The following is a 22,378-nucleotide window of genomic DNA, read 5'->3' as shown; positions in this document are numbered from 1 at the left end:
GCAAAGCTTTAAAAACCTTACAGGTTTCTGATCTAAATCTATGCTGTTAAAATCGACTTCAATTTACGCCTTATTATAATTTCTTTTAAAAAGCGAGGGATTATTTTATCCAGCACAACTAAAAAACGGTTAGCGAAACCAGGAATTATTTCTTTTTTCCCTTTAAGCATCCCATCAATAGCAGTTTTGGCCACATAATCTGCTTCTAAAATGGTGGCTTTGGCAAAACCTTTTAAAGTATGGTTCATCACGAGCAATTCGGGTTTGGTATTAATTCCCCCTGGACTAAGTAAGCTGATGTGCACATTGGTGCCACTAAGCTCGAGTTGAAGGCAACGCGTAAAATAGCCGACAAAGGATTTGGTTGCCCCGTAAACCTGTTTTTTAGGCACAATAAAATGGCCTCCCAAACTTCCTACATTTAAAATATAGCTTTCAGCAGCCTTATCGATATGGTTTAAAAACAATCGGGTTAGCAAAACAGTATTGGTAATATTGAGATCGATCTGGGTGCGGTAAAAATCGGCGTTTTTATCTTCAAACCACGACCAATTTCCCAAACCTGCATTATTGATTAAAACATTGACTTCTATCCCCGCTGTGTTCAATCTTTCGAATATCTGGTTGGCCGAAGTATTTTCGGTCAAGTCTATTTCGATACAATACACCTTGCAGTTAAAATTAACCCGCAGGTAGTTGGCCAAATATTCAAGTCCGCTGTTTGGCAAAGCAACCAACACCAGGTTAAGTCCGCGCTGCGCCCATTCAATGGCAAAAGATTTCCCTAAACCTTCGCTTGCCCCTGTAATTAATGCTGTTAACTGTTTCATTTTATTTTTTAATTTCTTATCGTTCAGTTCCGTTTATTTTAGCCACGGATTGCACGGATAAACACGGATTTAAATTCCAAACTATCTGTGTCCATGCTCTATCGTCCTCTTTTATAACGAGGATGCACTAGCTTGTCGATTGTATCGACTATAGCATTTTTAGCCACGGATTGCACAGATTAACACGGATTTAAATTCCAAAATATCTGTGTTCATTCTTTTCATCTGTGGTTAATTACTATTCATCAATCTATCCACATTATAAATGTGGTTCTCATGCGTCCTCGTTACAAACGAGGACGATGCTAGTTGTGCTGAAAATGGCTAACTGTTTTTCCTAATCCAACAGCAAAGGGTGTAATGTGATAGTTTAATTCGGCAATGGCTTTATTGCTGCAATATTGCTGGTTACACTTTAAGCGGTCGGCAAATTCGGGAAGAAAAAACGGCGTTAAATTAAAGAGTCTGTTTTTTAAAAACTCGAGCATGCTGTAAGCTTTAATGATGCTTACCGGTATTTTATACAGGCTGTGTTTCTTTCCGGTTATGTGTTTGAGCACATTAAAAAAAACGTTAAAAGAAACATCTTCGCCGCCCAAAATATACCTTTCGCCATTTCGACCATGCTGCATTGCAGCTATATGCCCGTCCACCACATCATCAACAAATGCATAATTGGCAATGGCTTTTCCATCGCCGGGAATAAAATGCCAGGTACCACCCATATAACCGGTAACCATTTTGCTCACGGTATTACTGTCGGTTATCGGTCCATCGCCATACACCCGTGAGGGGTTTACAATAACCACTTCAAGGCCCTGCTCCACAAAAGCTTTCACCTCCAGCTCGGCCAGGTATTTGGTGCGTTCGTAGCTAATCGGAAAGCCTACGGCCCGCGGATCGTTTTCGGAAACTGGCAGATTAAGGGTTGGCCCCCATACGCCACAGGTTGAAGTATGCACCACCCGGTCTACCCCCATGTTAAGGGCGCAACTTAAAACATTAGCAGTACCCGTTACATTTACATCGTAAAAATCGGTTTCGTTTTTGCACCACATTTTAGCCATTGCAGCGGTATGGTAAACCTGGGCACAACCTTTCATCGCTTTCTGTAAACTTTTAAGGTCTAAAATATCACCCTTTACAAAATGAATATTGCGGTGTCTGATCAGATAAGGATGTTTGGTATCGCGGCAAAGGGCAACCACATCGTAACCTGTTTCGGCTAGACTCAGGCAGAGTTTACGGCCAATGAAACCTGAAGCACCAGTTACCAGCACCCTGAGGTATTTATGATTAACTGCTTCCATATTAAACCAGTTCCATTTTAATCGTGTACAGCGAATCATTAACCACCACGAGCTTACAAATTCCGTTTTCAAAGTAGTAATCGTTGTAATTACCATCGGGCAAATTAACCCGGTATTGGTGTGCTGCCTGTTTTTTGATGCGCAAAAAGCACTGAAAATTATCTGAATAAACCTGATTGACAGACACAGGCTCGGTGGTGTAGAGCAACATCATATTGAAAGCGATAGCCTGACTTAAACTGTTGAATTTATTGCCCGATTGCAACTGGTAAACATCGTTTTGGAAAGTGGTTTTCTTGCGCTCTTTTGCTTTACCGTTAACGGAACGACTTACCGTTGATGAAATTAACCGACCGTTTTTGAAATGGGCCAGATCCTCAGTCAGCACATCGATTTTGAATACAAAACGGGTGCTTACCTGCGAGGTAATTTTAAGGTAGGTATTTTCGCCATCCGTATTTTGACTAAAAGCAAGTTTACCGATAACCTCGCCATTGTGCTTAATGTGATAAACCTGACTAAAATTATGCGCAAATGCAGAAAAATTTAAGGCAAGCAACAATATCACCAGAGTTGCCGGCTTAGAAAACCGTGCGGCGCTGCTTAAACTGCTTTTTTTGTTTAACCTTGGCAGAATGTATTTCTTACACAGCCAAATTACTAATGCTGGAATCATATTTTCTCTGTTTTTAGAGCTAATACAACTCAAAGGGATTTTACCCCTACGCAACTTTGATTATTTTTAAAAAGAATGTTATTTTTCTCTTATAGTGGCACAAATAATTTCATAGGGCCAGGTTAAAAGTTTGCGATTAGGCTATATATTGACAATAGCGTAGTGTATTGCCATCTGGGTCGGTCACATAAAATTCCCGCCGGCCCCAGGTTTGATCAACTGGCCCCTGATGCACAGGTGATCCGCTTTTCCCTTCTAAACCGCGGCTCACAAATTTAGCAAATAAAAAATCTACGTCCCGAACATACATAAACAGCCGAACCAAATAGACTGTCGCTTTCGTAGGTGGTAATTTGCAATTCCATGTTTTCGTGACCAAGATCAACGACTGGCGAATCCGTCGTATCGTCAGGCCAGGTCATGCGAAAATCCAGCACTTCGGTATAGAACTGAATCGCTGCGCGCATATCGCGAACTTTAAACAAGGGGATGAAACTGTTCATATTCAAAAATAAAAAATAGTTGACAGCTATGCATACGATCCCCTCAAAGATGACACAACAGGAAATAGGTGTTACTAAAATAATGAGCCGTTAAAAAGGAATCTACAAAAAAACTGTGGCGGTTGAAGGGTGCAGCATTAGGTTTACTGTACAGGCTGAAGTAAATTAAACCTGATGGCAGTGGAAAGCCCGCAATCCCTATTTTTTCATCGGGAGAGGACTTGTAACGAACAGCAGGGCGAACGTTAAAATGAAATACGGTTTTTGATTTTCTCAATTGAAGATAAAATTATATCCCTGAAAAAGCAACCTACTCTTTTACCGGCTTATCTTCTTCCTCATCTTCCGGAATTTCTACTGTTGGGTCGGTAATAATTTCGGCATTGCCATCATTATCCTTTTTGGCAAAAAGAATGGGGTACAACATCCATAAAGCGCCAGCCATAACCAAAACCCCGGCCAGCATTTGTACATAACGGCTACCACTTACATCGTAAGTTTCTAAAATTTTATAGGCAATGTAGGTTAGGATGCCCAAAACAAGCACCCAAACTGCTTTTTGTAACTTTAAGAGCCTGATCATGAATTATCTTTTTTTAAGTTTTATGATATGTATTAAAACAAAGATTAACCCAATTAGTTCGAGCAAGCCGCAGAAATAAAAAGCATAAAGCACAAAATCGCGGTTTAAAGGGTTTACCACCGCAACAATTGGCAAGGCAATTACGGCCACCACCATCATTGCAAGCCCGATATTAAATAATTTCACGTTAAAAGTATTTACATCAAAACTACCAAAATCCGGTCAATTCTGTTAACTTTGCAACCTTTAATTTTTTGAGGTACTTGATTGATGTATAGCGAATTTAAACAACTGGAACTTGCCAAAATAGGGCAAGAAATACTGGATTTCTGGAAAAAGGAAAATATCTTTGAAAAAAGCATTTCATCCCGTCCGAAATCTAATCCGTTTACTTTTTACGAAGGTCCGCCTTCTGCCAATGGCATGCCGGGGATTCACCACGTAATGGCGCGAGCGATTAAGGATATTTTTTGCCGTTACAAAACGTTAAAAGGCTACCAGGTAAAACGCAAAGGTGGTTGGGATACACATGGTTTGCCTATTGAGCTTGCTGTGGAGAAAAAACTGGGTATTACTAAAGAGGATATCGGTAAGAAAATCAGCGTAGACGAATACAATGAGGCCTGCCGCACTGAAGTAATGCGTTATACTGATGTTTGGAACGACCTGACCGAAAAAATGGGCTATTGGGTTGATCTTGAAAATCCGTATATCACCTACGAAAACGAATACATTGAAACCCTTTGGTGGATATTAAAACAACTTTACAGCAAAGGATTTTTATATAAAGGTTATACCGTTCAGCCGTATTCGCCAGCAGCGGGTACAGGTTTAAGCTCGCACGAGTTAAACCAGCCAGGTACTTATAAGGATGTAAGCGACACCACAATTGTAGCGCAATTTAAAACCATCGAATCTACTTTACCCGAAGCTTTAAAAGGCTTTGGTACAGTTCACTTTTTAGCATGGACTACTACCCCATGGACTTTACCAAGCAACACCGCTTTAACTGTAGGCCCTAAAATCGATTACGTATTGGTTAAAACTTTTAACCAGTATACTTTCGAGCCGATTCAGGTTGTATTGGCTAAAGCTTTGGTGGGTAAACAATTTGCAGGAAAATACTTTTTGGCTGAAAGTGACGAAGCTTTTGCAAACTACAAAGCTGAAGACAAAAAGATTCCTTATACCATATTAGCTGAATTGGTTGGTGCAGATTTAGTTGGCATTAAATACGAACAGTTATTGCCTTATGCACTGCCATACCAAAATCCAGAAAATGCCTTCAGGGTAATTTCAGGAGATTTTGTTACTACTGAAGATGGTACCGGTATTGTACATACCGCACCTACTTTTGGTGCAGATGATGCCCGGGTTGCTAAACTGGCTACGCCAGAAGTACCGCCAATGCTCGTACTTGACGAGAAAGGAAATGCGGTTCCACTAGTAGATTTACAGGGTAAATTTATTGCTTCACTGGGTGGAAACTATGGTGGCAAGTATGTTAAAAACGAATATTATAAAGATGGCGAGGCTCCTGAAAAATCAGTTGACGTAGAAATCGCCATCCAGTTAAAAGAAGAAAATAAAGCCTTTAAGGTAGAAAAATACGTACACACCTATCCACACTGCTGGAGAACTGATAAACCTGTTTTATATTATCCGCTGGATAGCTGGTTTATCAAAACTACTGCAGTTAAAGATAAAATGGTGCAACTAAACAAAGGCATCAACTGGAAACCAGAATCGACCGGAACAGGCCGTTTTGGTAACTGGTTAGAGAACCTGGTTGACTGGAACTTATCGCGCTCGCGCTACTGGGGAACACCGCTACCGATCTGGCGTACTGCTGATGGATTGGAAGAAAAATGTATTGGTTCTATTGCAGAACTGAACGCAGAAATTGCCAAATCGATTGAAGCAGGTTTTATGCCAGCAGGCTTCGAACTGAAAGATATGCACCGCCCTTATGTGGATGATGTGATCTTAACTTCTTCGAAAGGTGAGAAAATGATCCGCGAAACCGACCTGATCGACGTTTGGTTTGATAGCGGCGCCATGCCTTATGCACAATGGCACTTCCCATTCGAAAATAAAGAAGAGTTTGAAAATGCTTACGCTGCCGACTTTATTGCTGAAGGTGTTGACCAAACCCGCGGCTGGTTCTTTACCCTGCATGCCATTGCGGTAATGCTAAGTGAAGCCAGCGATGAGATTAAAGCGGTAAACGAAAAAGTTGGTAACCCCGGTGTGGCTTTCAAAAACGTAGTTTCGAACGGATTGGTACTGGATAAAAACGGTAACAAAATGTCGAAACGTTTGGGTAATGCTGTTGATCCATTTAGTACAATAGAAACTTACAGTGCCGATGCTACCCGCTGGTATATGATCAGCAATGCATCGCCATGGGATAACCTTAAATTCAGTTTAGAAGGTTTAGATGAAGTGCGCCGTAAATTCTTCGGTACACTGTATAACACCTATGCTTTCTTTGCACTTTATGCCAACATCGATAAATTCGAGATCGACAAAAACAACTTAAGCAAAATTGAAGACAGGACTGAATTAGACCGCTGGATCTTATCGTTATTGCAAAACCTGATTAACGAAGTTGACGAAAGTTACAATACATACGAGCCAACCAAAGCTACCCGTGCCATCCAAACCTTTGTTGATGAGCATTTGAGTAACTGGTACATCAGGTTAAGCCGCCGCCGTTTCTGGAAAGGCGAAATGACCGAAGATAAACGTGCAGCTTACGAAACACTTTATACCTGTTTAGAAACCCTCGCTCAGTTAATGAGTCCGGTGGCACCATTCTTTGCCGATTGGTTGTACAGGAACCTGAGTGTTACTGATGCACAAGCTGCAGAATCAGTGCACTTAACGTTGTGGAAAGAAGCAGATCAAAGCCTGATCGATAATGCCCTGAACGAAAGAATGCTTTATGCTCAGGATATTTCTTCGATGGTTTTATCGTTGCGTAAAAAATCAGGCATCAATGTACGTCAGCCTTTAGAGAAGATCTTAATCCCATCATTAAACGGCGATTTCGAACAAAAAATCTCAAAAGTTGCCGATTATATCCTTTCAGAAACCAATGTTAAGCATATCGAATTTATTACCGATACGCATGGCATCGTGAAGAAAAAACTGAAACCTAACTTTAAATCTTTGGGTAAAAAGGTAGGTAAAGATATGAGCACTGTAAAAGAGGCTTTGGAAAACATGACGCAAGATGATATCCAGCGCTTGGAGGTTGATGGCTACATTAATGTTTTCGGTAGCAATAACATTCAGCATGCTATCGATTTAAATGATGATGTAGAAATTTTTGCGGAAGATATTCCGGGATGGCAGGTAACTAACCTGGGCAGCTTAACCGTAGCCCTGGATGTAACCATTACTGAAGAACTGAAACAGGAAGGTATTTCGCGTGAGCTGGTTAACCGTATCCAGAATTTACGTAAAGAACTGAATTTTGAAGTAACCGACAGGATTAAAGTTTCGTTACAAAATGATAACTTGGTGGCCAATGCTGTGGCTGGTAACAAAGCCTACATTTGCGACGAGATCTTAGCTGATACACTAGAATTAACAGATACTGTAAATAATGCAAACAAAATCGTGATAGATGATGTTGAGTTAAGCATTTCGGTAACTAAAATATAAATCCATATATTAGAAAACTAAATTACAAACATGGAAAACAGTAATAAAACGCGCTACTCAGACAGTGAACTTCAGGAATTTAAAGAATTAATTCAAGATAAATTGCGCATGGCAAAAGAGGAACTTAATGCATTAACTGCATCTTTAAGCAATCCTAACGCCAATGGTACAGAAGATACTTCAGGTGCTTACAAAACATTAGAAGATGGTTCGGCAACAATGGAGAAAGAGCAAATCAATCAATTGGCTGCCCGTCAGAAAAAGTTTATCGATAACCTGGAGAATGCCCTGGTACGTATTGAAAACAAAACCTATGGTATTTGCCGCGAAACCGGTAAACTGATCCAGAAAGAACGTTTACGTGCTGTACCACATGCTACTTTAAGTATGGAAGCTAAACTAAAGCAGGGTTAATGAAAGGCTATACAAAACCTTTAATTGTTATCTTTTTGGTTTTATTGGCCGATCAGCTGATTAAAACCTGGGTAAAAACACATATGTACCTTGGGCAGGAGTTCCACATTATCGGAAAATGGTGTATTATCCATTTCACCGAAAATAACGGGATGGCCTTTGGAATGGAATTTGGCGGCGAGTTTGGTAAACTGGCTTTATCGCTTTTCCGCATTGCAGCGGTAGGTGGTATTGGCTATGGTTTACACTATTTAATTAAGCATAAATATCACCGCGGATTGATCTTAAATGTGGCCCTGATTTTTTCGGGTGCATTGGGAAACATTATCGATTCGGTTTTTTATGGCAAAATTTATGGCTACGAAAGCTGGTTTCATGGCCGGGTGGTAGATATGTTCTATTTCCCGATTGCAGAAGGACATTTCCCTACCTGGTTACCAATTTGGGGTGGCGAAGAATTTGTTTTCTTCAGACCTGTTTTTAACCTTGCTGACGCAGCTATTTCGATTGGCGTAATACTGATCCTGATCTTCCAAAAAAACTACTTTAAAGAAGATGTAAAGGACGATGTGAGCATTAACAGTGAAATTGTAGAGGATTAATCTCCCCGATCGTCATGCTGAACTTGTTTCAGCATCTTAAACCTTTTAAATAAATATACAAAGCCCATTTTAGACTGAGATGGGCTTTTTTTTTTATAAAAATCCGTCATTGCGAGAAGGAACGACGAAGCAATCTCAATGCTTTGGTTTTACCAGCGATCGCTTTAAGATTGCTTCGCACCTCGCAATGATAGCTTTCTTATTAATCTATCGGTTGGTGCCCTACCGACCGACCTTCTATCCGTCGAATTCCGAAGGACTCTACGGATTACAGAATAGAAAAGAGTCTCCGACTCGCTGCTTAGTCGTTCAGTTTTCCTGTCGCTTGATGCCCCCAGTGACATTTTCCTATCGGTTGGTGTCTCACCAACCGGCATCAGCAACATATTAGCTACAGGTTTATTAACTTTAGCCACTACAATGAGTAAATCGCCTGCATCAAATGATTAACTTCCTCAACATTTCCTATCTCCAATCCGGAAACGAAAAGCAACAGCAAGCTTATCAGGTTTTAACTGCACACCAGATACTAGAAAAATTAACGGCCTTCACCCCTATCCTTACCGGCACCATCCCGATAAACATCGATATTGAAAGCAGTGATCTGGATATCATCTGCTATGTACAGGATAAAACAGCATTCACTAAAACACTAACTGATCACTTCCAGAACGAAAAAGGCTTTATAATTTCTGAAAATCCAACCTTTCAATCCATCAAAGCCAATTTTTTTATGGCTGGTTTTGAATTCGAAATTTTCGGACAACCCAAACCAACAATACAGCAAAGTGCTTATCGCCACATGCTAATAGAACATCAGATTTTGTTAGAAAAAGGAGAAACCTTCAGACAGGAAATTATCAGGTTAAAAAATCAGGGTATTAAAACCGAACCTGCCTTTGCACAACTGCTCGATATTGCCGGAAATGCTTATGAGGAATTATTGAAACTGGAACCGACTCATAAGCCTTGGGTTTAAACCCAAGGCTTATGAATAAAATCATATATTTGAAAAAACCAAAAACCAGATATAATGAAATTACTCTCCATCTCCCTGTTATTATTAATCTCGAGCTACACTGCATTTGCCCAAAAGAGCCTTTTTAACGGCAAAGATTTAAAAGGCTGGCATGTTGATGTACCTGCAATGGATAAGAAACCAGACACCATTAATCCATTTATTGTTCGCAACGGCATGCTGGTAAGTTTAGGCACACCAGGTGGTCATTTAATTACCGATAAAATTTACAAAAACTACCAGTTAACCGTACAATATCGTTTTGCCGGCAAACCTGGCAACTGTGGTGTTTTAGTGCATGCCTCAACTCCGAGGGCATTATACGGCATGTTCCCCAAATCTTTAGAGGTACAAATGCAACATAAAGATGCCGGCGATTTCTGGTGCATAGAAGAAGACATTACGGTACCCGATATGCTTGCCAGACGTGGGCCAAAAGAGAACTGGGGCGTAAACGGCGATAAACTGCGCCGCATTAAAAACCTAACCGATGGCAGCGAAAAACCACTTGGCGAATGGAATACCATGATTATCCAATGTTTAGATAACGAAGTTAAAGTTTGGGTAAATGGTGCCCTGGTAAATGACGGCACCAATTGCACCGCTAGCAGCGGACAGATTGCCTTGCAGGCAGAAGGCAGTGAGGTAGAGTTTAAACAACTGGATATTAAACCCATTAAGGAATTATCTAAATCTTAAATAAACCGTCATTTCGACCGTAGTGGAGAAATCTTTTTATTAAATCCTGAGAAAAGATCTCTCCATTCCACTTTGCTCCAGTCGAGATGACAACACGATGAAGACACAACTCAATCCTTAAACAATAAACAGATCAGGTAACCTGCAAAATAAGCAAGCAGATCGTAAACACTAAAAGACGTACCCATTAGCGTGCACATCAGCTTATTGTTTTCCAAACCAAACCAGGCAACGTAATTTAATTTTTGGAGAAATTCGATCAAACAAGCAAAAAGCAGCACACCCAGAGCTAGTTTGCGGTTGTTGGTTTGTATAAAAATCCTTAAAAAAGCATAAATTAAAACAACTACCAGCACATCGCCACCAAAAGGGCGTATGAAGGGATCGTTGAGATACTTGCCTATTAAAACCTCAACTATAAAAATAGCGAGAGCAATAAAAAGGAATTTGGAGTTAAACGTTAATTTCATCATTAAACACAAAAGAAGTCAAGTTTTATAGCACAATGGCTATTAAACTTGACTTCTCTATCAATATAAGACCCTGAAATAAATTCAGGGTGACAAATCCTAAAGGTTTAAACGCCTAGTAACAATCTAGCCGGATCTTCTAATAATTGTTTCACACGAACCAGGAAGCCTACAGACTCACGTCCGTCGATAATTCTGTGATCGTAAGATAAGGCTACATACATCATCGGACGAATTACCACTTCACCTTTTTCGGCGACCGGACGCTCAACAATGTTGTGCATACCTAAAATAGCCGATTGTGGCGCGTTGATAATCGGGGTCGACATCATTGAACCAAATACACCACCGTTGGTGATGGTAAAGGTTCCGCCAGTCATTTCTTCGATGGTTAATTTGCTATCGCGTGCTTTTAAAGCCAACTCTAATACCGATTTCTCAATCTGTGCTAAAGTCATGCTTTCTGCATTGCGGATAACCGGAACTACTAAACCTTTTGGAGCAGAAACGGCAATAGAAATATCAGCAAAATCATTGTAAACCAATTCTTCGCCTTCAATACGACCATTTACAGCAGGGAAATCTTTTAAAGCCTCGGTTACAGCCTTAGTGAAAAAGCTCATAAAACCTAAACCAACGCCAAATTTCTCTTTAAACTGATCTTTATATTTTCCGCGTAAATCCATAATTGGTTTCATGTTAACCTCGTTAAAAGTGGTTAACATTGCAGTTTCATTTTTAACAGCAACCAAACGTTTTGCAACTGTTCTACGCAACGGCGACATTTTTTCGCGACGCTCGCCACGGCTACCAGCAGGTGCTGCAGCAGCGACAGGAGCACTGGCTTTAGGAGCCTCAGCTTTTTTACCAGCTTCTGCTTTAACAGCGTCATCTTTAGTAATACGGCCATCAACACCAGTACCTTTTACAGCCGATGCATCGATGCCTTTTTCGGCAAGGATTTTACCAGCAGCAGGTGATGGAGTACCTGTAGCATAGCTTTCGCCAGATTTTTCAGCAACCGGAGCTGCAGTTTTTTCTTCAGCAACAACCGCTTTCTCTTCCGCTTTTGGCGCATCAGCTTTGGCAGGAGCTGCACCACCGTCTTCAATTTTACAAACTACTGCACCAATGGCTAAAGTATCGCCTTCGGCTGCTATGGTTTTTAAAGTTCCAGCTTGTTCTGCAGTTAATTCGAATGTAGCCTTATCCGATTCTAATTCGGCTATCACTTCATCCATTTCAACAACATCACCATCGTTTTTTATCCAACGTGATAAAACAACTTCTGTTATCGACTCACCTACAGGTGGAACTTTTATCTCTAAACTCATAATATAAAATATGTCTTTATTATCTTTCTAATGTTAGCGCAATGCCTTTAATCGATTTGAACTAATTTTTTTGTTGCTTTTTTAGCAATGTCTTTCACATCTTCTGTTACCGGAATTTCGAAAGCTTTAGCTAAAATATAAGCTTGCTGGTTAGCATGTTGTTTTGCAAAACCTGTAGCCGTACTGCTGCTCTCTCTTCTCGAAATTACATCAATACCTTTCAATGCAGTTTTGTACAACTTGCGGAACAAGTATGGCCATGCACCCATGTTTTCAGGTTCTTCCTGTACCCAGAAAACTTCTTTGGCATTTTTATATTTCTTCTGGATGGCTTCCATCTGATCAACCGGCGTAGGATACAATTGCTCTACACGAACAAGTGCTACATGTTTCAGTTTATCAGCTTGTTGTTTCTCCAGTAATTCGTAATAAATTTTACCGCTACAGAAAACGATACGGTTTACATCTGCAACTTTAGCATTTACATCGTCGATGACCTCTTTAAAGCCACCTTCAGTAAATTCTTCTAATTTAGAAACACAAGCCGGGTGACGCAATAAACTTTTTGGAGTAAATACAACCAAAGGTTTACGGAAATCGCGTTTAAATTGGCGACGTAAAACGTGGAAGAAGTTAGCTGGAGTAGAACAGTTTACAATCTGCATGTTGTAATCTGCACAAAGCTCCATAAAACGCTCAATACGCGCTGATGAATGCTCTGGTCCCTGACCTTCGTAACCGTGAGGCAATAACATTACCAAACCGTTTTCGCGCTGCCATTTGGTTTCGGCACTTGCGATATACTGATCGACAACAATCTGCGCACCGTTAAAGAAATCGCCAAATTGTGCTTCCCAGATGGTTAAAGCATTCGGGTTAGCCATTGCATAACCATATTCGAAACCTAAAACACCGTACTCTGATAAGTGCGAGTTGTAAATATCAAATGCTGCCTGCTGATCTGAAATGTTAGCCAATGGTACATATTCTTCCTCGCTGTCTTCTAAAGTTAAAACCGCATGACGGTGAGAGAAAGTACCACGTTCTACATCCTGACCACTTAAACGAACACGTTTGCCTTCTGATAACAAAGTACCATAAGCCAGTTGCTCGCCCATTGCCCAATCGAAAACATGTGTTTCGCCAACCATTTTGGTCCGCTCAACAAATAGCTTTTCGATTTTTTTGAAGAACTTTTTATTTGATGGTAAAGTGGTAATGCGTTTACCAATTTCCAGTAAAGTTGTTTTTTTAACTGCCGTAACCGGAGAAACTTCAAAATCTTTAGGCGTAGCCATACGCAAATCGGCCCATGCACCACCAAATTTAACTTCGGTATTAGCGGCAACAAATGCCTTGGCTTCATTTAAACGTTCCTGCAAAATACCACGGAAATCTTTTTCCATTTCTTTTGCCAAACCAGCTTCAAGCGAGCCTTCTTTAGTTAACTGCTCAATATAAATTTCCCTTGGATTAGGGTGTTTTTCGATTGTTTTGTACAATAAAGGCTGAGTGAATTTAGGCTCATCAGACTCATTGTGACCGAAACGACGGTAGCAAAGAATATCAATGAAAACATCGTTTTTATATTTCTGACGGTATTCCATTGCCAGATTGATTGCATAAACCAAAGCTTCAGGATCATCACCATTTACGTGGAAAACAGGCGATAAAGTTACCTTGGCAATATCGGTACAGTAAGTACTGGTACGCGCATCCTTGTAGTTAGTGGTAAAACCAATCTGGTTGTTAATTACCAGGTGAATGGTACCACCGGTTTTATAACCTTCCAAACCAGCCATCTGGATTACTTCGTAAACAATACCTTGTCCGGCAACTGATGCATCACCATGAATCAAAATCGGAGCTAAGCGGCTGTTATCACCACCGTATTTAAAGTCGATTTTAGAACGGCTCATACCTTCTACCACGCCATCAACAGTTTCTAAGTGCGATGGATTTGGGCATAAACTTAAGTGAACGCTCTTACCAGCATTGGTGGTTACATCGGTAGAATAACCTAAATGGTATTTTACGTCGCCACCAAATGGAGTATCGGGGTTGTAGCTTTTACCTTCAAACTCAGCAAAAATATCTTTATAGGTTTTTTGCATGATATTGGCCAGCACGTTTAAACGACCGCGGTGAGCCATACCAATTACAAACTCTTCAATACCCAGTTCTGCACCTTTTTCGATTACCGAATCCAATGCCGGGATTAAAGCTTCAGCGCCTTCCAGTGAGAAACGTTTTTGACCTAAAAACTTTGTTCCCAGAAAATTCTCGAAACTTACTGCTTCGTTTAATTTTTTAAGGATACGTTTTTTCTCTTCGATAGAGAAATTAGGTGTATTACGCACACTTTCCATTTTTTGCTGAATCCAGTTCAACACTTCAGGAGTACGTAAAAATTTATATTCGGCACCAATTGAGTGCGTATAAGTTTGTTTTAAAACAGCAACAATGTCTTTCAATTTTGCTGCACCAATACCAATTTCAACACCAGAGTTGAAAACGGTTTCCAGATCGGCATCAGATAAACCGAAGTTAGAAAGTTCTAAAGTTGGTAAGTGTTTGCGTCTTTCGCGTACCGGGTTGGTATGCGTAAATAAGTGACCACGGCTACGGTAGCCATCAATAAGGTTAAGTACATTAACCTCTTTTAAAAATTGTTCCGGAGTTTCTACTGTTACTGCGGTGGCTTCCGATCCTCTTCCAAAATCGAAACCTTCAAAAAACTTTTGCCAACCAAACTCAACTGATTCAGGATCCTGCTGATACGACTGATATAAAGCATCTATATATTCGGCATTTGCGCCGTTAAGATAAGATAAACTACCCATTATTAACTGTTTACTATAAGCATTACAAAATTAGAATTTTACCTTACATTATTGGCAAAAAACTGCATTAAAAATCATATTGATTGAATTTAGAATTATTATTATCAAACGATTGAACTATTGAATGACAGAATTTAGAAATGATTGATTTATTTCGTCTTCAATACTAAACTGCCCTGCATTCTATCATTCAAAACCCCATCCTTCATTCACTTCTACTGATTGAATGATTAAATGAGTGATTTTTTGAGTTTATAATTAGATCAGATCTTTTGTACTAAGTAAATCAACTATTCTATCATTCAAAACGCTACCCTTCATTCACTTCTACTGACTGAATTATTGAATGAGTGATTTTTAGGTTTATCAGCAGATCATTAATACTAAGCCGATCTGCCATTCTATCATTCAAAAATTCACCCTTCAATCATTCCCTATGAAGCCCAGATGTTGGCATAATTGCCTTTTGGATCGAGGTTCTTAATATTTTTATCGAGATCGAAAACACTTTTCGATTTTTGGTCGTTCCCAACTCCTGCAACATTGGCCCAATTACCCCAGTTACTTGCCGGATTGTAATCGATTAGTTTTTCTTCAAAATAAGCAGCTCCAAAAACCCAGCTCACCTCCAGATTATTAATCAGGTAAAGTGCTGCCGTTTGGCGGGCAATATTCGAAATAAAACCGGTTTGGTTTAACTCTGTCATTACTGCATCAACAACAGCAAAACCAGTTTGACCTGTACGCCATTTGTTAAAATTCTCCTGCTCGTTCGCAACATCTACCAAACCCTGACTTCCAAATCCATCCGGATTGAAAAAAGTATTGCCATATTTCTTAAACATGAAACGGAAATAATCTCTCCACAACAATCCCAATAAAATATGGTTAAACATGGCTTTGGTATTGGGCACACCTTCCATTTTTTTAATTTCCCAGTACACCTTACGCGGCGATAAGCTGCCCATAGCCAGCCAGGCCGATAATTTCGATGCTAAAATTAAATTCTTGGTAGTAGCGGCCTGTTGCATGGCTACAATAACCTTTTGTAAATGCACCAATCCTTCGGCCTCACCACCGGTAAATTCGAAATCAGCACGCTGGTCTTTTTCCTGCGCCGCAAGATTCAGGTCTGCAAGTGATGGTAAGGTGCCCCAGTCAATTACTTCAGCTACATTGATGCGATCTGGTGCAGCAAAGCAAGGCTTAATTATCGAATCGCGTTCAATTTTCTTTTTAAACTGATTAAACGCATCCGGAATATCTTTAATCGGAAATGGTAGATCTTCTTTATTATATAAGGTATGACCAATAAAGTGCTTAAGGTTAATGCGCAGTTTCCAAAGGGCGTTTTCAACCAGGGTTGATACATGCGTTTCCTCGCGGGCTACCTCACGGTGGTGGTACACTTCGGTAATTTCGTATTCCTGCACCAGTTGCGGAATAATATCTTCGGGGTTACCCGCAGCAATTAGTAAATTGCCACCAATCTGTTTTAATGAATTGCGTAAGCCTAAAACGCTTTCTAAAATGAATTGCGCCCTGATGTTGCCGGTTTTCAGGGTACCATATTTTGTTTCTCCGAACAAGCGGTGATCTAAAATATAAACGGGCAAAATCGAATCAGATTTAGCAATCGCTTCAACCAACATTTCATTATCATGCAAGCGAAGATCGTTTCTAAACCAGACTAAAATTTTTTTGGACATCTTTTATCGAAAAGGAGTATAAGAACGCGCTTACAAATTTATTTTATTTTTCCACTCCATCAAACCCTTAAACAATTCTTTACAAACAGGTAACAAAAGGATCATCAGCCTTTTAATCTCGTTTTAATCTCTGTACAAAAACCCTTTTGTATCTTTAGTGTTTTAAAATCATGGCGAAGAAGATACTGATTACAGGGGCTACCGGACTTGTTGGTACGGCACTGAAAAAACAGCTGTTAAGTAAGGGTTATGAGGTGAATACGCTCTTGCGGAAAAGCAGCAAAGATCCAAATAATTTTACCTGGGATGTTTACCAGGGAACAATAGATCCGGCCTGCATTAATGGTGTTGATGCAGTTGTGCATTTAGCAGGAGAAGCAGTTGCCGATAAAAAATGGACGGCCGAACGCAAGCAACAGATTATAGATAGTCGCGTGAAATCGACCGAACTACTTTTCAGCACCATAAAATCAGCTCCCGTCCACCAGATCAAATCTTTCATTTCTTCATCGGCAGTAGGGTATTACGGCGATTGCGGTGACGAAATATTAACGGAAGAAAGCCAAAACGGTTACGGTTTCTTAGCCGAATGCTGTAAACTTTGGGAAGACGCTGTAGATGAAGGCAAAAAACTTAGCCTTCGCATAGTTAAATTGCGTACCGGCATTGTGTTTAGTACAGAGGGAGGTGCATTGCCACAGCTCGATCAGCCGGTAAGGTTATTTGCTGGTGCTGCATTGGGTACAGGCAAACAATGGACCCCTTGGTTGCATATTGATGATATGGTTGAAATGTATATCCAGGCCTTAGAAAACCCTAAAATGGAGGGAAGTTACAATGCCTGCGCACCTTTTCCGGTTACCAATAAAGCACTCACCAAAGCTATTGCCAAGCACCTGCGCCGCCCCTTCTGGCCAATCAACGTACCTAAGGCTGCACTAAATTTATTATTAGGAGAACGTACTGAAGCTGTTTTAATGAGCAACAATACTTCTGCACAGAAGATTTTGGATGCTGGTTTTAAATTCAGGTTTACTCATTTGGATGATGCACTAAAGGCGCTTTACGGGCGATAGTGCAACGAAGCATCTCCTGCATTATCTTCAATCTAGCCACGGAAGCACGGAAAACACGGAGGGTATCCAATACCCAAGACGCTCAGCTGAGGTAATCGTCATTCCCGCGAACGCGGGAACCTTAATGCCTTCGCTACTAAAGTAAAACAGAAGGCACCAAGTACCCAATATGCGCATACAAAGATTAATACTTCTATTTTAAAGAAAACAAATTGTAGTCATTTTTACTGCAATTTCAAAAATGACTACAAAAGTGTAGTCAAAATCATTGTAGACTTTTTTTTGACTACACCATTTTCGACTACAATATTTTATGACGGATAAATAGTATGTATAGCCGAAAAACCTACCATAGCAGATGTTGCAGTAGGAACTGGTCTTAATCTAAAACGTCCTTCATTATCCCTTTTTTTTACCAACACCGCTTGTACCGATTCTACAACGGTGTATATTTGCAACAGTACCTGCCAGCATAAAATTTTAAAAACAACATTGGAGAAAGCTAAAAACGACGGAAAAACATTGTGTGGATGGGAAGATTAATTGTACTGGGTTTTATTTTATGTTTTCATTCCGTCCTTGCTAGTAGTCAGGGTGTTTATACCAAAGCACCCGATTTAAAGAAACGTACTTTCATTGCGCGGGTAATCCGGATTATGGATGGCGACACAATGGAAATCCTGTACCAGCAAACGCCAACCAAGGTACGTTTGGCGCATATAGATTGTCCGGAGAAAAGAGGCAAACAGCCTTTTGGCAACAATGCTAAAAAAGCTTTATCCGATTTGTGTTTCGGGCAAAATGTAACCGTTTACGCCGAAAAGTACGACCGCTACCGCAGGTTAATTGCTGTGGTAATCAACAATAAAAAACAAGTGGTAAACCAGGAAATGATTAAACAAGGCATGGCCTGGCATTTCAAAAAATATTCTACTGATCTTGTTTATGCTCAACTGGAAATAACTGCCAGAAAAAATAAGGTAGGATTATGGAAAGAAACCAATCCCACGCCACCCTGGGAATGGCGAAAATCGAAACACAACAACCAGGTTACTGAAAGTATTTCGAAATAAAAGGAGTAAGAAATAAACCTCCTTAATGCTTTGCTGTTATTACCTTTGAATAACATTCCTTAATATGAAGAAAGCCATTTCTATCTTTTGGTTCCGCCGCGATTTACGCTTAACAGATAATGCTGGATTATACCATGCACTAAAAAGTGATCATCAGGTTTTACCACTCTTTATTTTCGACAAAAACATTCTCGATAAACTGCCCGAAGATGATGCCAGGGTAACCTTTATTTATCAAACGATAGAAGATTTAAAAAAGGCATTGCAAAAGCACGGCTCCGACCTGTTGGTTAAATATGGTTCGCCCGAAAAAATCTGGACGGAAATCTTAGCCGACTACGAAGTGGCAGCCGTTTACACCAACCACGATTACGAGCCTTATGCCCGCGAGCGCGATGATAACATGGCCGAGTTTTTAACCAGCGAGAAAATTGCCTTTAAAACCTATAAAGACCAGGTTATTTTTGAAAAGAATGAAATTTTAAAAGCAGACAAAACACCTTATACCGTTTTTACCCCTTTTTACAAGCAGTGGCATGCCAAATTAAATTCATTTTATACCAAAGCCTACCCCACTCAAAAATATTATAAAAACCTGTTACCTTGCAAAAACCTCCCTTTACCTTCATTGAAAGAAATGGGCTTTGCAAAAAGCAAGCAAGACTTCCCAAAAATTAGTTATCAGCATAAACTAGACAATTATGCACAGGAACGCGACTTTCCAGCCATAGATGGTACTACGCATATCGGTTTACATTTACGTTTTGGCACCTTAAGTATCCGCAAGGCTGTACGCGATGCCATTGAGGCCAAATCGAATATCTGGCTTTCTGAACTGGCCTGGCGCGAGTTTTACATGACCATTCTTTGGCACTTCCCTTATTCGGCGGGCGATTCGTTTAAAAAGCAATACGACAAAATTAAATGGCGCAATAACGAGGATGAATTTAAGGCCTGGTGCGATGGCAATACCGGTTACCCGATTGTTGACGCAGGTATCCGGCAATTGAACCAAACGGGTTGGATGCATAACCGGGTGCGCATGATTGTAGCAAGTTTTTTAACCAAACACCTACTCATCGACTGGCGTTGGGGTGAAACTTATTTTGCCGAAAAACTATTAGATTATGAAATGGCCAGCAATGTAGGCGGCTGGCAGTGGGCTGCTGGTTCTGGTAACGATGCCGCACCTTATTTCAGGGTATTTAACCCAGAGTTGCAAACCAAAAAATTCGACCCGAAATTTGAATACATTAAAAAATGGGTACCAGAATTTGGCACAAAAAAATATGCCCAACCTATAGTTGAGCATACTTTTGCAAGAGAAAGAGTTTTAAAGGTTTTTAAAGAGGCTTTATCTAATTCGTAACGCTTACAATTTCAATATCGAAATCAAGAACGGCATTACCTGGAATAGTGCCATTCCCTGCTTGTCCATAACCCAAATCGGAAGGAATAAATAGTCTGATTTTTGTACCCGCTTTAAAATTCTTTAAAATCCCCCAACCTTTTATAGCATTAGCTAAATCAATAGAAAGGGCTGTACCACTAGTTTGATCAAAAATGTTTCCATTTAGTAACCTACCCGTATAATTAACAGATAATGTACTTGATGCCAATACCTGATCGCCAGTTCCTTGTTGGGTAACAATATAACGTACTCTTGAAGGATCTTTTATTGCGGTTAATGAATTTGCCGATAAGAAATTGTTAATTTCCAATTCGTCAATTTGATGAACCTTCGATTCTGAGTAAATCCCCAAATTAACGAGAATATTTTCATTAGATCCAATGTTTAAAAAACTTATCCCATTTTTACCAAAAGCCATATTAGAAGGCATAATTAAGGTCGCATTACCACCTCTTTTTAGCTTCGTAAGCACTTCTCTAATTGGTGTAAATACATAGGATACATTATTGATTGTAAACCGATCTGTATAACCTAAAAAAGTGCCAGGAATCATCACATTCGATGTTTGGTTTAATACCTGTCCTGATAATGTTCTAAAAGTATATGAATAATATACCGAATCAGAATTCTTAATTACATCTCCCGTTCCATCAGTTGTAACTTTATAATAGTAGCCGCTGGCATCTTTCTCAAAGCTTAAATTATTCTTTTTCAGGTAAGCCTGAATGGCTGCATCGTCTATCGTTTCAATAGACTCATACTCCTTTTTACAAGAGCTGAAAATCACTGTAGCCAGCAAAAGCGTAAATAGGCTAAGTTGAGTAAATTTGTTCATTTATTATTGTACGTCTGTAAGTGTTATTGTAAAATCGAGCACTGAATTTGCCGGAACTGTACTTGAGGGCGATTGTGTTCCGTAAGCATAATAAGAAGGGATAATTAACCTGATCTTACCTCCTTTTTGTATTCTCTGGATACCTATCTGCCAGCCAACAATTACATTTCCCAATAAAAACGAGGTAGGTGTACCTTTAGTGCTATCGAAAATGGTTCCGTTAAGAAGTCGGCCTTCGTAATCGGCAGTAATTTTGGTAGAAGCTGTGTAGGTTACGCTTCCTGAGCCGGGCTCTATAATCTGATAAAAAATACCGTAGGCATCTTTTACCGCAGTAATGTTATTGGTTTTAACAAAAGCACTAATTGCAGTTGTATCAGCTTTAAACTGTGGTAGCGGATCGTACTCCTCTACCGGTGTGTTCTTTTTACAAGCAGCAAAGCAACCTGTAATACAAACTAATAGGATAATATATTTAAACTTAGCCATCACCCGCAAAAATAAGCTTTTAATACGGATGCTACAATTTTTAACCAATTTTAACAATTTAAGGAACATGAGGCTCAAAGCAGTTAGCCCAAAGCAGCTTATTTAATAATATAAACCCTGCTTTAAACTTTTACGTTAACCTTTAGTATTGCTGCTTATTGTGTATTAGAAAGCTGAATGGTAAAATCTAACACCGAGTTACCTGGAATTGGACCTACCGCACCACTTCCATAACCTAAACCTGGCGGAACGATTAATCTGATTTCGCCTCCTTTTTGTATTTTAGGAATGCCAATTTTCCAGCCTTCTATTAACTCGGCCAGATTAAAGGTTTGTTCTTTACCACCGCCATTATCGAAAACACTGCCATCTAACAAACGGCCTTCGTATTTAATGGTAATTTTAGTATTGGCCGGATAAGTAAAAGAACCTGTGCCCGGTTTAATGATCTGGTAATATAATCCAGATGCATCTTTAGTTGCGTTGATATTGTTCTTCTGTATAAATTCGGTAATCTGTTTTTCAGGATCTTCGTCTTTTTTACAAGCTGAAACCATAACTATAGCCAAAAAGAGCAGGCTAATTAATCTAAGTTTAATCATGCGCGAAAATAAGGTTTTAATATTATAAAGTAGCAGCCAATCCCTTTTTGAAGTGCAGTTTTCTGCCCTTTCGGAGTGTGCTGTTCTGCTTTACACGATTATCTTTTTTAACTTTTGTTATGCTAAGGAATAATTTATGCATAAAAATCAATTAAATGACAGCCCATTTCAGGGTCGTCATTGCTGGTACGAAGCAACCTTACTACTATGGGTGGGAAAAAGCATTACT

Annotated in this window: 22 protein-coding genes; 8 read left to right on the top strand and 14 right to left on the bottom strand. The window is 39.8% G+C overall.

Features of this window, described 5'->3' with window-relative positions:
• Positions 1-38: 38 nt before the first annotated feature.
• The 7 genes from HWV58_RS10780 to HWV58_RS10755 form a co-directional block, all read right to left on the bottom strand.
• On the bottom strand, positions 39-830 hold the full coding sequence (locus HWV58_RS10780) for an SDR family NAD(P)-dependent oxidoreductase (protein ID WP_175634116.1): 792 nt from the start codon (positions 828-830) through the stop codon (positions 39-41).
• Between the two features lie 305 nt (positions 831-1,135).
• Positions 1,136-2,140, bottom strand: coding sequence for an SDR family NAD(P)-dependent oxidoreductase (locus HWV58_RS10775; protein WP_175634115.1), 1,005 nt, complete (start codon positions 2,138-2,140; stop codon positions 1,136-1,138).
• A 1-nt stretch (position 2,141) separates the two neighbouring features.
• Positions 2,142-2,816 (bottom strand): DUF6134 family protein, encoded by a 675-nt coding sequence (locus tag HWV58_RS10770; RefSeq protein ID WP_175634114.1) that lies wholly within the window; start codon positions 2,814-2,816, stop codon positions 2,142-2,144.
• Between the two features lie 136 nt (positions 2,817-2,952).
• Positions 2,953-3,126: a VOC family protein gene (locus HWV58_RS24600; RefSeq protein ID WP_394354236.1), complete on the bottom strand. Its 174-nt coding sequence runs from the start codon at positions 3,124-3,126 to the stop codon at positions 2,953-2,955.
• Complete coding sequence (locus HWV58_RS10765; protein ID WP_175634113.1) at positions 3,092-3,319, bottom strand: VOC family protein; 228 nt, start codon at positions 3,317-3,319, stop codon at positions 3,092-3,094. Before HWV58_RS10765 ends, HWV58_RS24600 begins: the two co-directional genes overlap by 35 nt.
• Before the next feature lie 310 nt (positions 3,320-3,629).
• A complete protein-coding gene (locus HWV58_RS10760) occupies positions 3,630-3,902 on the bottom strand; it encodes an isoleucyl-tRNA synthetase (protein WP_175634112.1) in 273 nt (90 codons plus the stop codon).
• A gap of 3 nt (positions 3,903-3,905) precedes the next feature.
• Positions 3,906-4,088 (bottom strand): hypothetical protein, encoded by a 183-nt coding sequence (locus tag HWV58_RS10755; RefSeq protein WP_175634111.1) that lies wholly within the window; start codon positions 4,086-4,088, stop codon positions 3,906-3,908.
• Between the two features lie 84 nt (positions 4,089-4,172).
• Here HWV58_RS10755 and ileS point away from each other — a divergent pair, with 84 nt between their 5' ends.
• The 5 genes from ileS (at position 4,173) to HWV58_RS10730 (ending at position 10,307) form a co-directional block, all read left to right on the top strand.
• Complete coding sequence (ileS, locus tag HWV58_RS10750) at positions 4,173-7,574, top strand: isoleucine--tRNA ligase (protein WP_175634110.1); 3,402 nt, start codon at positions 4,173-4,175, stop codon at positions 7,572-7,574.
• 30 nt (positions 7,575-7,604) lie between these two features.
• Positions 7,605-7,988, top strand: a complete 384-nt coding sequence (locus HWV58_RS10745) for a TraR/DksA family transcriptional regulator (protein WP_039481375.1) — start codon at positions 7,605-7,607, stop codon at positions 7,986-7,988.
• Entirely contained in the window at positions 7,988-8,590 is a 603-nt protein-coding gene (locus HWV58_RS10740) for a lipoprotein signal peptidase (protein ID WP_124560462.1), read from the top strand. The genes HWV58_RS10745 and HWV58_RS10740 overlap by 1 nt, the downstream gene beginning before the upstream one ends.
• 442 nt (positions 8,591-9,032) lie before the next feature.
• Positions 9,033-9,569: a DUF4269 domain-containing protein gene (locus tag HWV58_RS10735; RefSeq protein ID WP_175634109.1), complete on the top strand. Its 537-nt coding sequence runs from the start codon at positions 9,033-9,035 to the stop codon at positions 9,567-9,569.
• 54 nt (positions 9,570-9,623) lie between these two features.
• Positions 9,624-10,307 carry a 3-keto-disaccharide hydrolase gene (locus HWV58_RS10730; protein ID WP_175634108.1) on the top strand — a complete coding sequence of 228 codons (684 nt, stop codon included), beginning with the start codon at positions 9,624-9,626 and terminating at the stop codon, positions 10,305-10,307.
• Positions 10,308-10,417: 110 nt separating this feature from the next.
• On the opposite strand, the gene HWV58_RS10725 is transcribed toward HWV58_RS10730, so the two are convergent.
• The 4 genes from HWV58_RS10725 to HWV58_RS10710 all read right to left on the bottom strand — a co-directional run bounded on the left by HWV58_RS10725 (position 10,418) and on the right by HWV58_RS10710 (position 16,663).
• On the bottom strand, positions 10,418-10,780 hold the full coding sequence (locus tag HWV58_RS10725; RefSeq protein ID WP_175634107.1) for a ribosomal maturation YjgA family protein: 363 nt from the start codon (positions 10,778-10,780) through the stop codon (positions 10,418-10,420).
• 104 nt (positions 10,781-10,884) lie between these two features.
• The gene (gene odhB, locus HWV58_RS10720; RefSeq protein WP_175634106.1) at positions 10,885-12,111 is read right to left on the bottom strand and encodes a 2-oxoglutarate dehydrogenase complex dihydrolipoyllysine-residue succinyltransferase; all 1,227 of its coding nucleotides are present in this window, start codon (positions 12,109-12,111) and stop codon (positions 10,885-10,887) included.
• 47 nt (positions 12,112-12,158) lie between these two features.
• Positions 12,159-14,954 carry a 2-oxoglutarate dehydrogenase E1 component gene (locus HWV58_RS10715; protein ID WP_175634105.1) on the bottom strand — a complete coding sequence of 932 codons (2,796 nt, stop codon included), beginning with the start codon at positions 14,952-14,954 and terminating at the stop codon, positions 12,159-12,161.
• A 434-nt stretch (positions 14,955-15,388) separates the two neighbouring features.
• Complete coding sequence (locus HWV58_RS10710; RefSeq protein ID WP_175634104.1) at positions 15,389-16,663, bottom strand: DASH family cryptochrome; 1,275 nt, start codon at positions 16,661-16,663, stop codon at positions 15,389-15,391.
• 170 nt (positions 16,664-16,833) lie between these two features.
• Here HWV58_RS10710 and HWV58_RS10705 point away from each other — a divergent pair, with 170 nt between their 5' ends.
• From HWV58_RS10705 to HWV58_RS10695, 3 genes are all read left to right on the top strand, one after another.
• Complete coding sequence (locus HWV58_RS10705; RefSeq protein WP_175634103.1) at positions 16,834-17,739, top strand: TIGR01777 family oxidoreductase; 906 nt, start codon at positions 16,834-16,836, stop codon at positions 17,737-17,739.
• A gap of 530 nt (positions 17,740-18,269) precedes the next feature.
• The gene (locus HWV58_RS10700; protein ID WP_235972706.1) at positions 18,270-18,812 is read left to right on the top strand and encodes a thermonuclease family protein; all 543 of its coding nucleotides are present in this window, start codon (positions 18,270-18,272) and stop codon (positions 18,810-18,812) included.
• A gap of 64 nt (positions 18,813-18,876) precedes the next feature.
• Positions 18,877-20,181 carry a cryptochrome/photolyase family protein gene (locus tag HWV58_RS10695; RefSeq protein WP_175634101.1) on the top strand — a complete coding sequence of 435 codons (1,305 nt, stop codon included), beginning with the start codon at positions 18,877-18,879 and terminating at the stop codon, positions 20,179-20,181.
• Here the strand turns inward: HWV58_RS10695 and HWV58_RS10690 are convergent.
• The 3 genes from HWV58_RS10690 to HWV58_RS10680 form a co-directional block, all read right to left on the bottom strand.
• Positions 20,171-21,058 carry an FKBP-type peptidyl-prolyl cis-trans isomerase gene (locus HWV58_RS10690; RefSeq protein ID WP_175634100.1) on the bottom strand — a complete coding sequence of 296 codons (888 nt, stop codon included), beginning with the start codon at positions 21,056-21,058 and terminating at the stop codon, positions 20,171-20,173. The genes HWV58_RS10695 and HWV58_RS10690 overlap by 11 nt on opposite strands.
• Positions 21,059-21,061: 3 nt before the next feature.
• A complete protein-coding gene (locus HWV58_RS10685) occupies positions 21,062-21,547 on the bottom strand; it encodes an FKBP-type peptidyl-prolyl cis-trans isomerase (protein ID WP_235972705.1) in 486 nt (161 codons plus the stop codon).
• Positions 21,548-21,702: 155 nt separating this feature from the next.
• On the bottom strand, positions 21,703-22,149 hold the full coding sequence (locus HWV58_RS10680; protein ID WP_175634099.1) for an FKBP-type peptidyl-prolyl cis-trans isomerase: 447 nt from the start codon (positions 22,147-22,149) through the stop codon (positions 21,703-21,705).
• Positions 22,150-22,378 lie beyond the last annotated feature (229 nt).

The sequence above is a fragment of the Pedobacter ghigonis genome (assembly GCF_903166585.1).
Classification (GTDB): Bacteria; Bacteroidota; Bacteroidia; order Sphingobacteriales; family Sphingobacteriaceae; genus Pedobacter; species Pedobacter ghigonis.
This window is presented reverse-complemented; position numbering and strand designations above follow the sequence as displayed.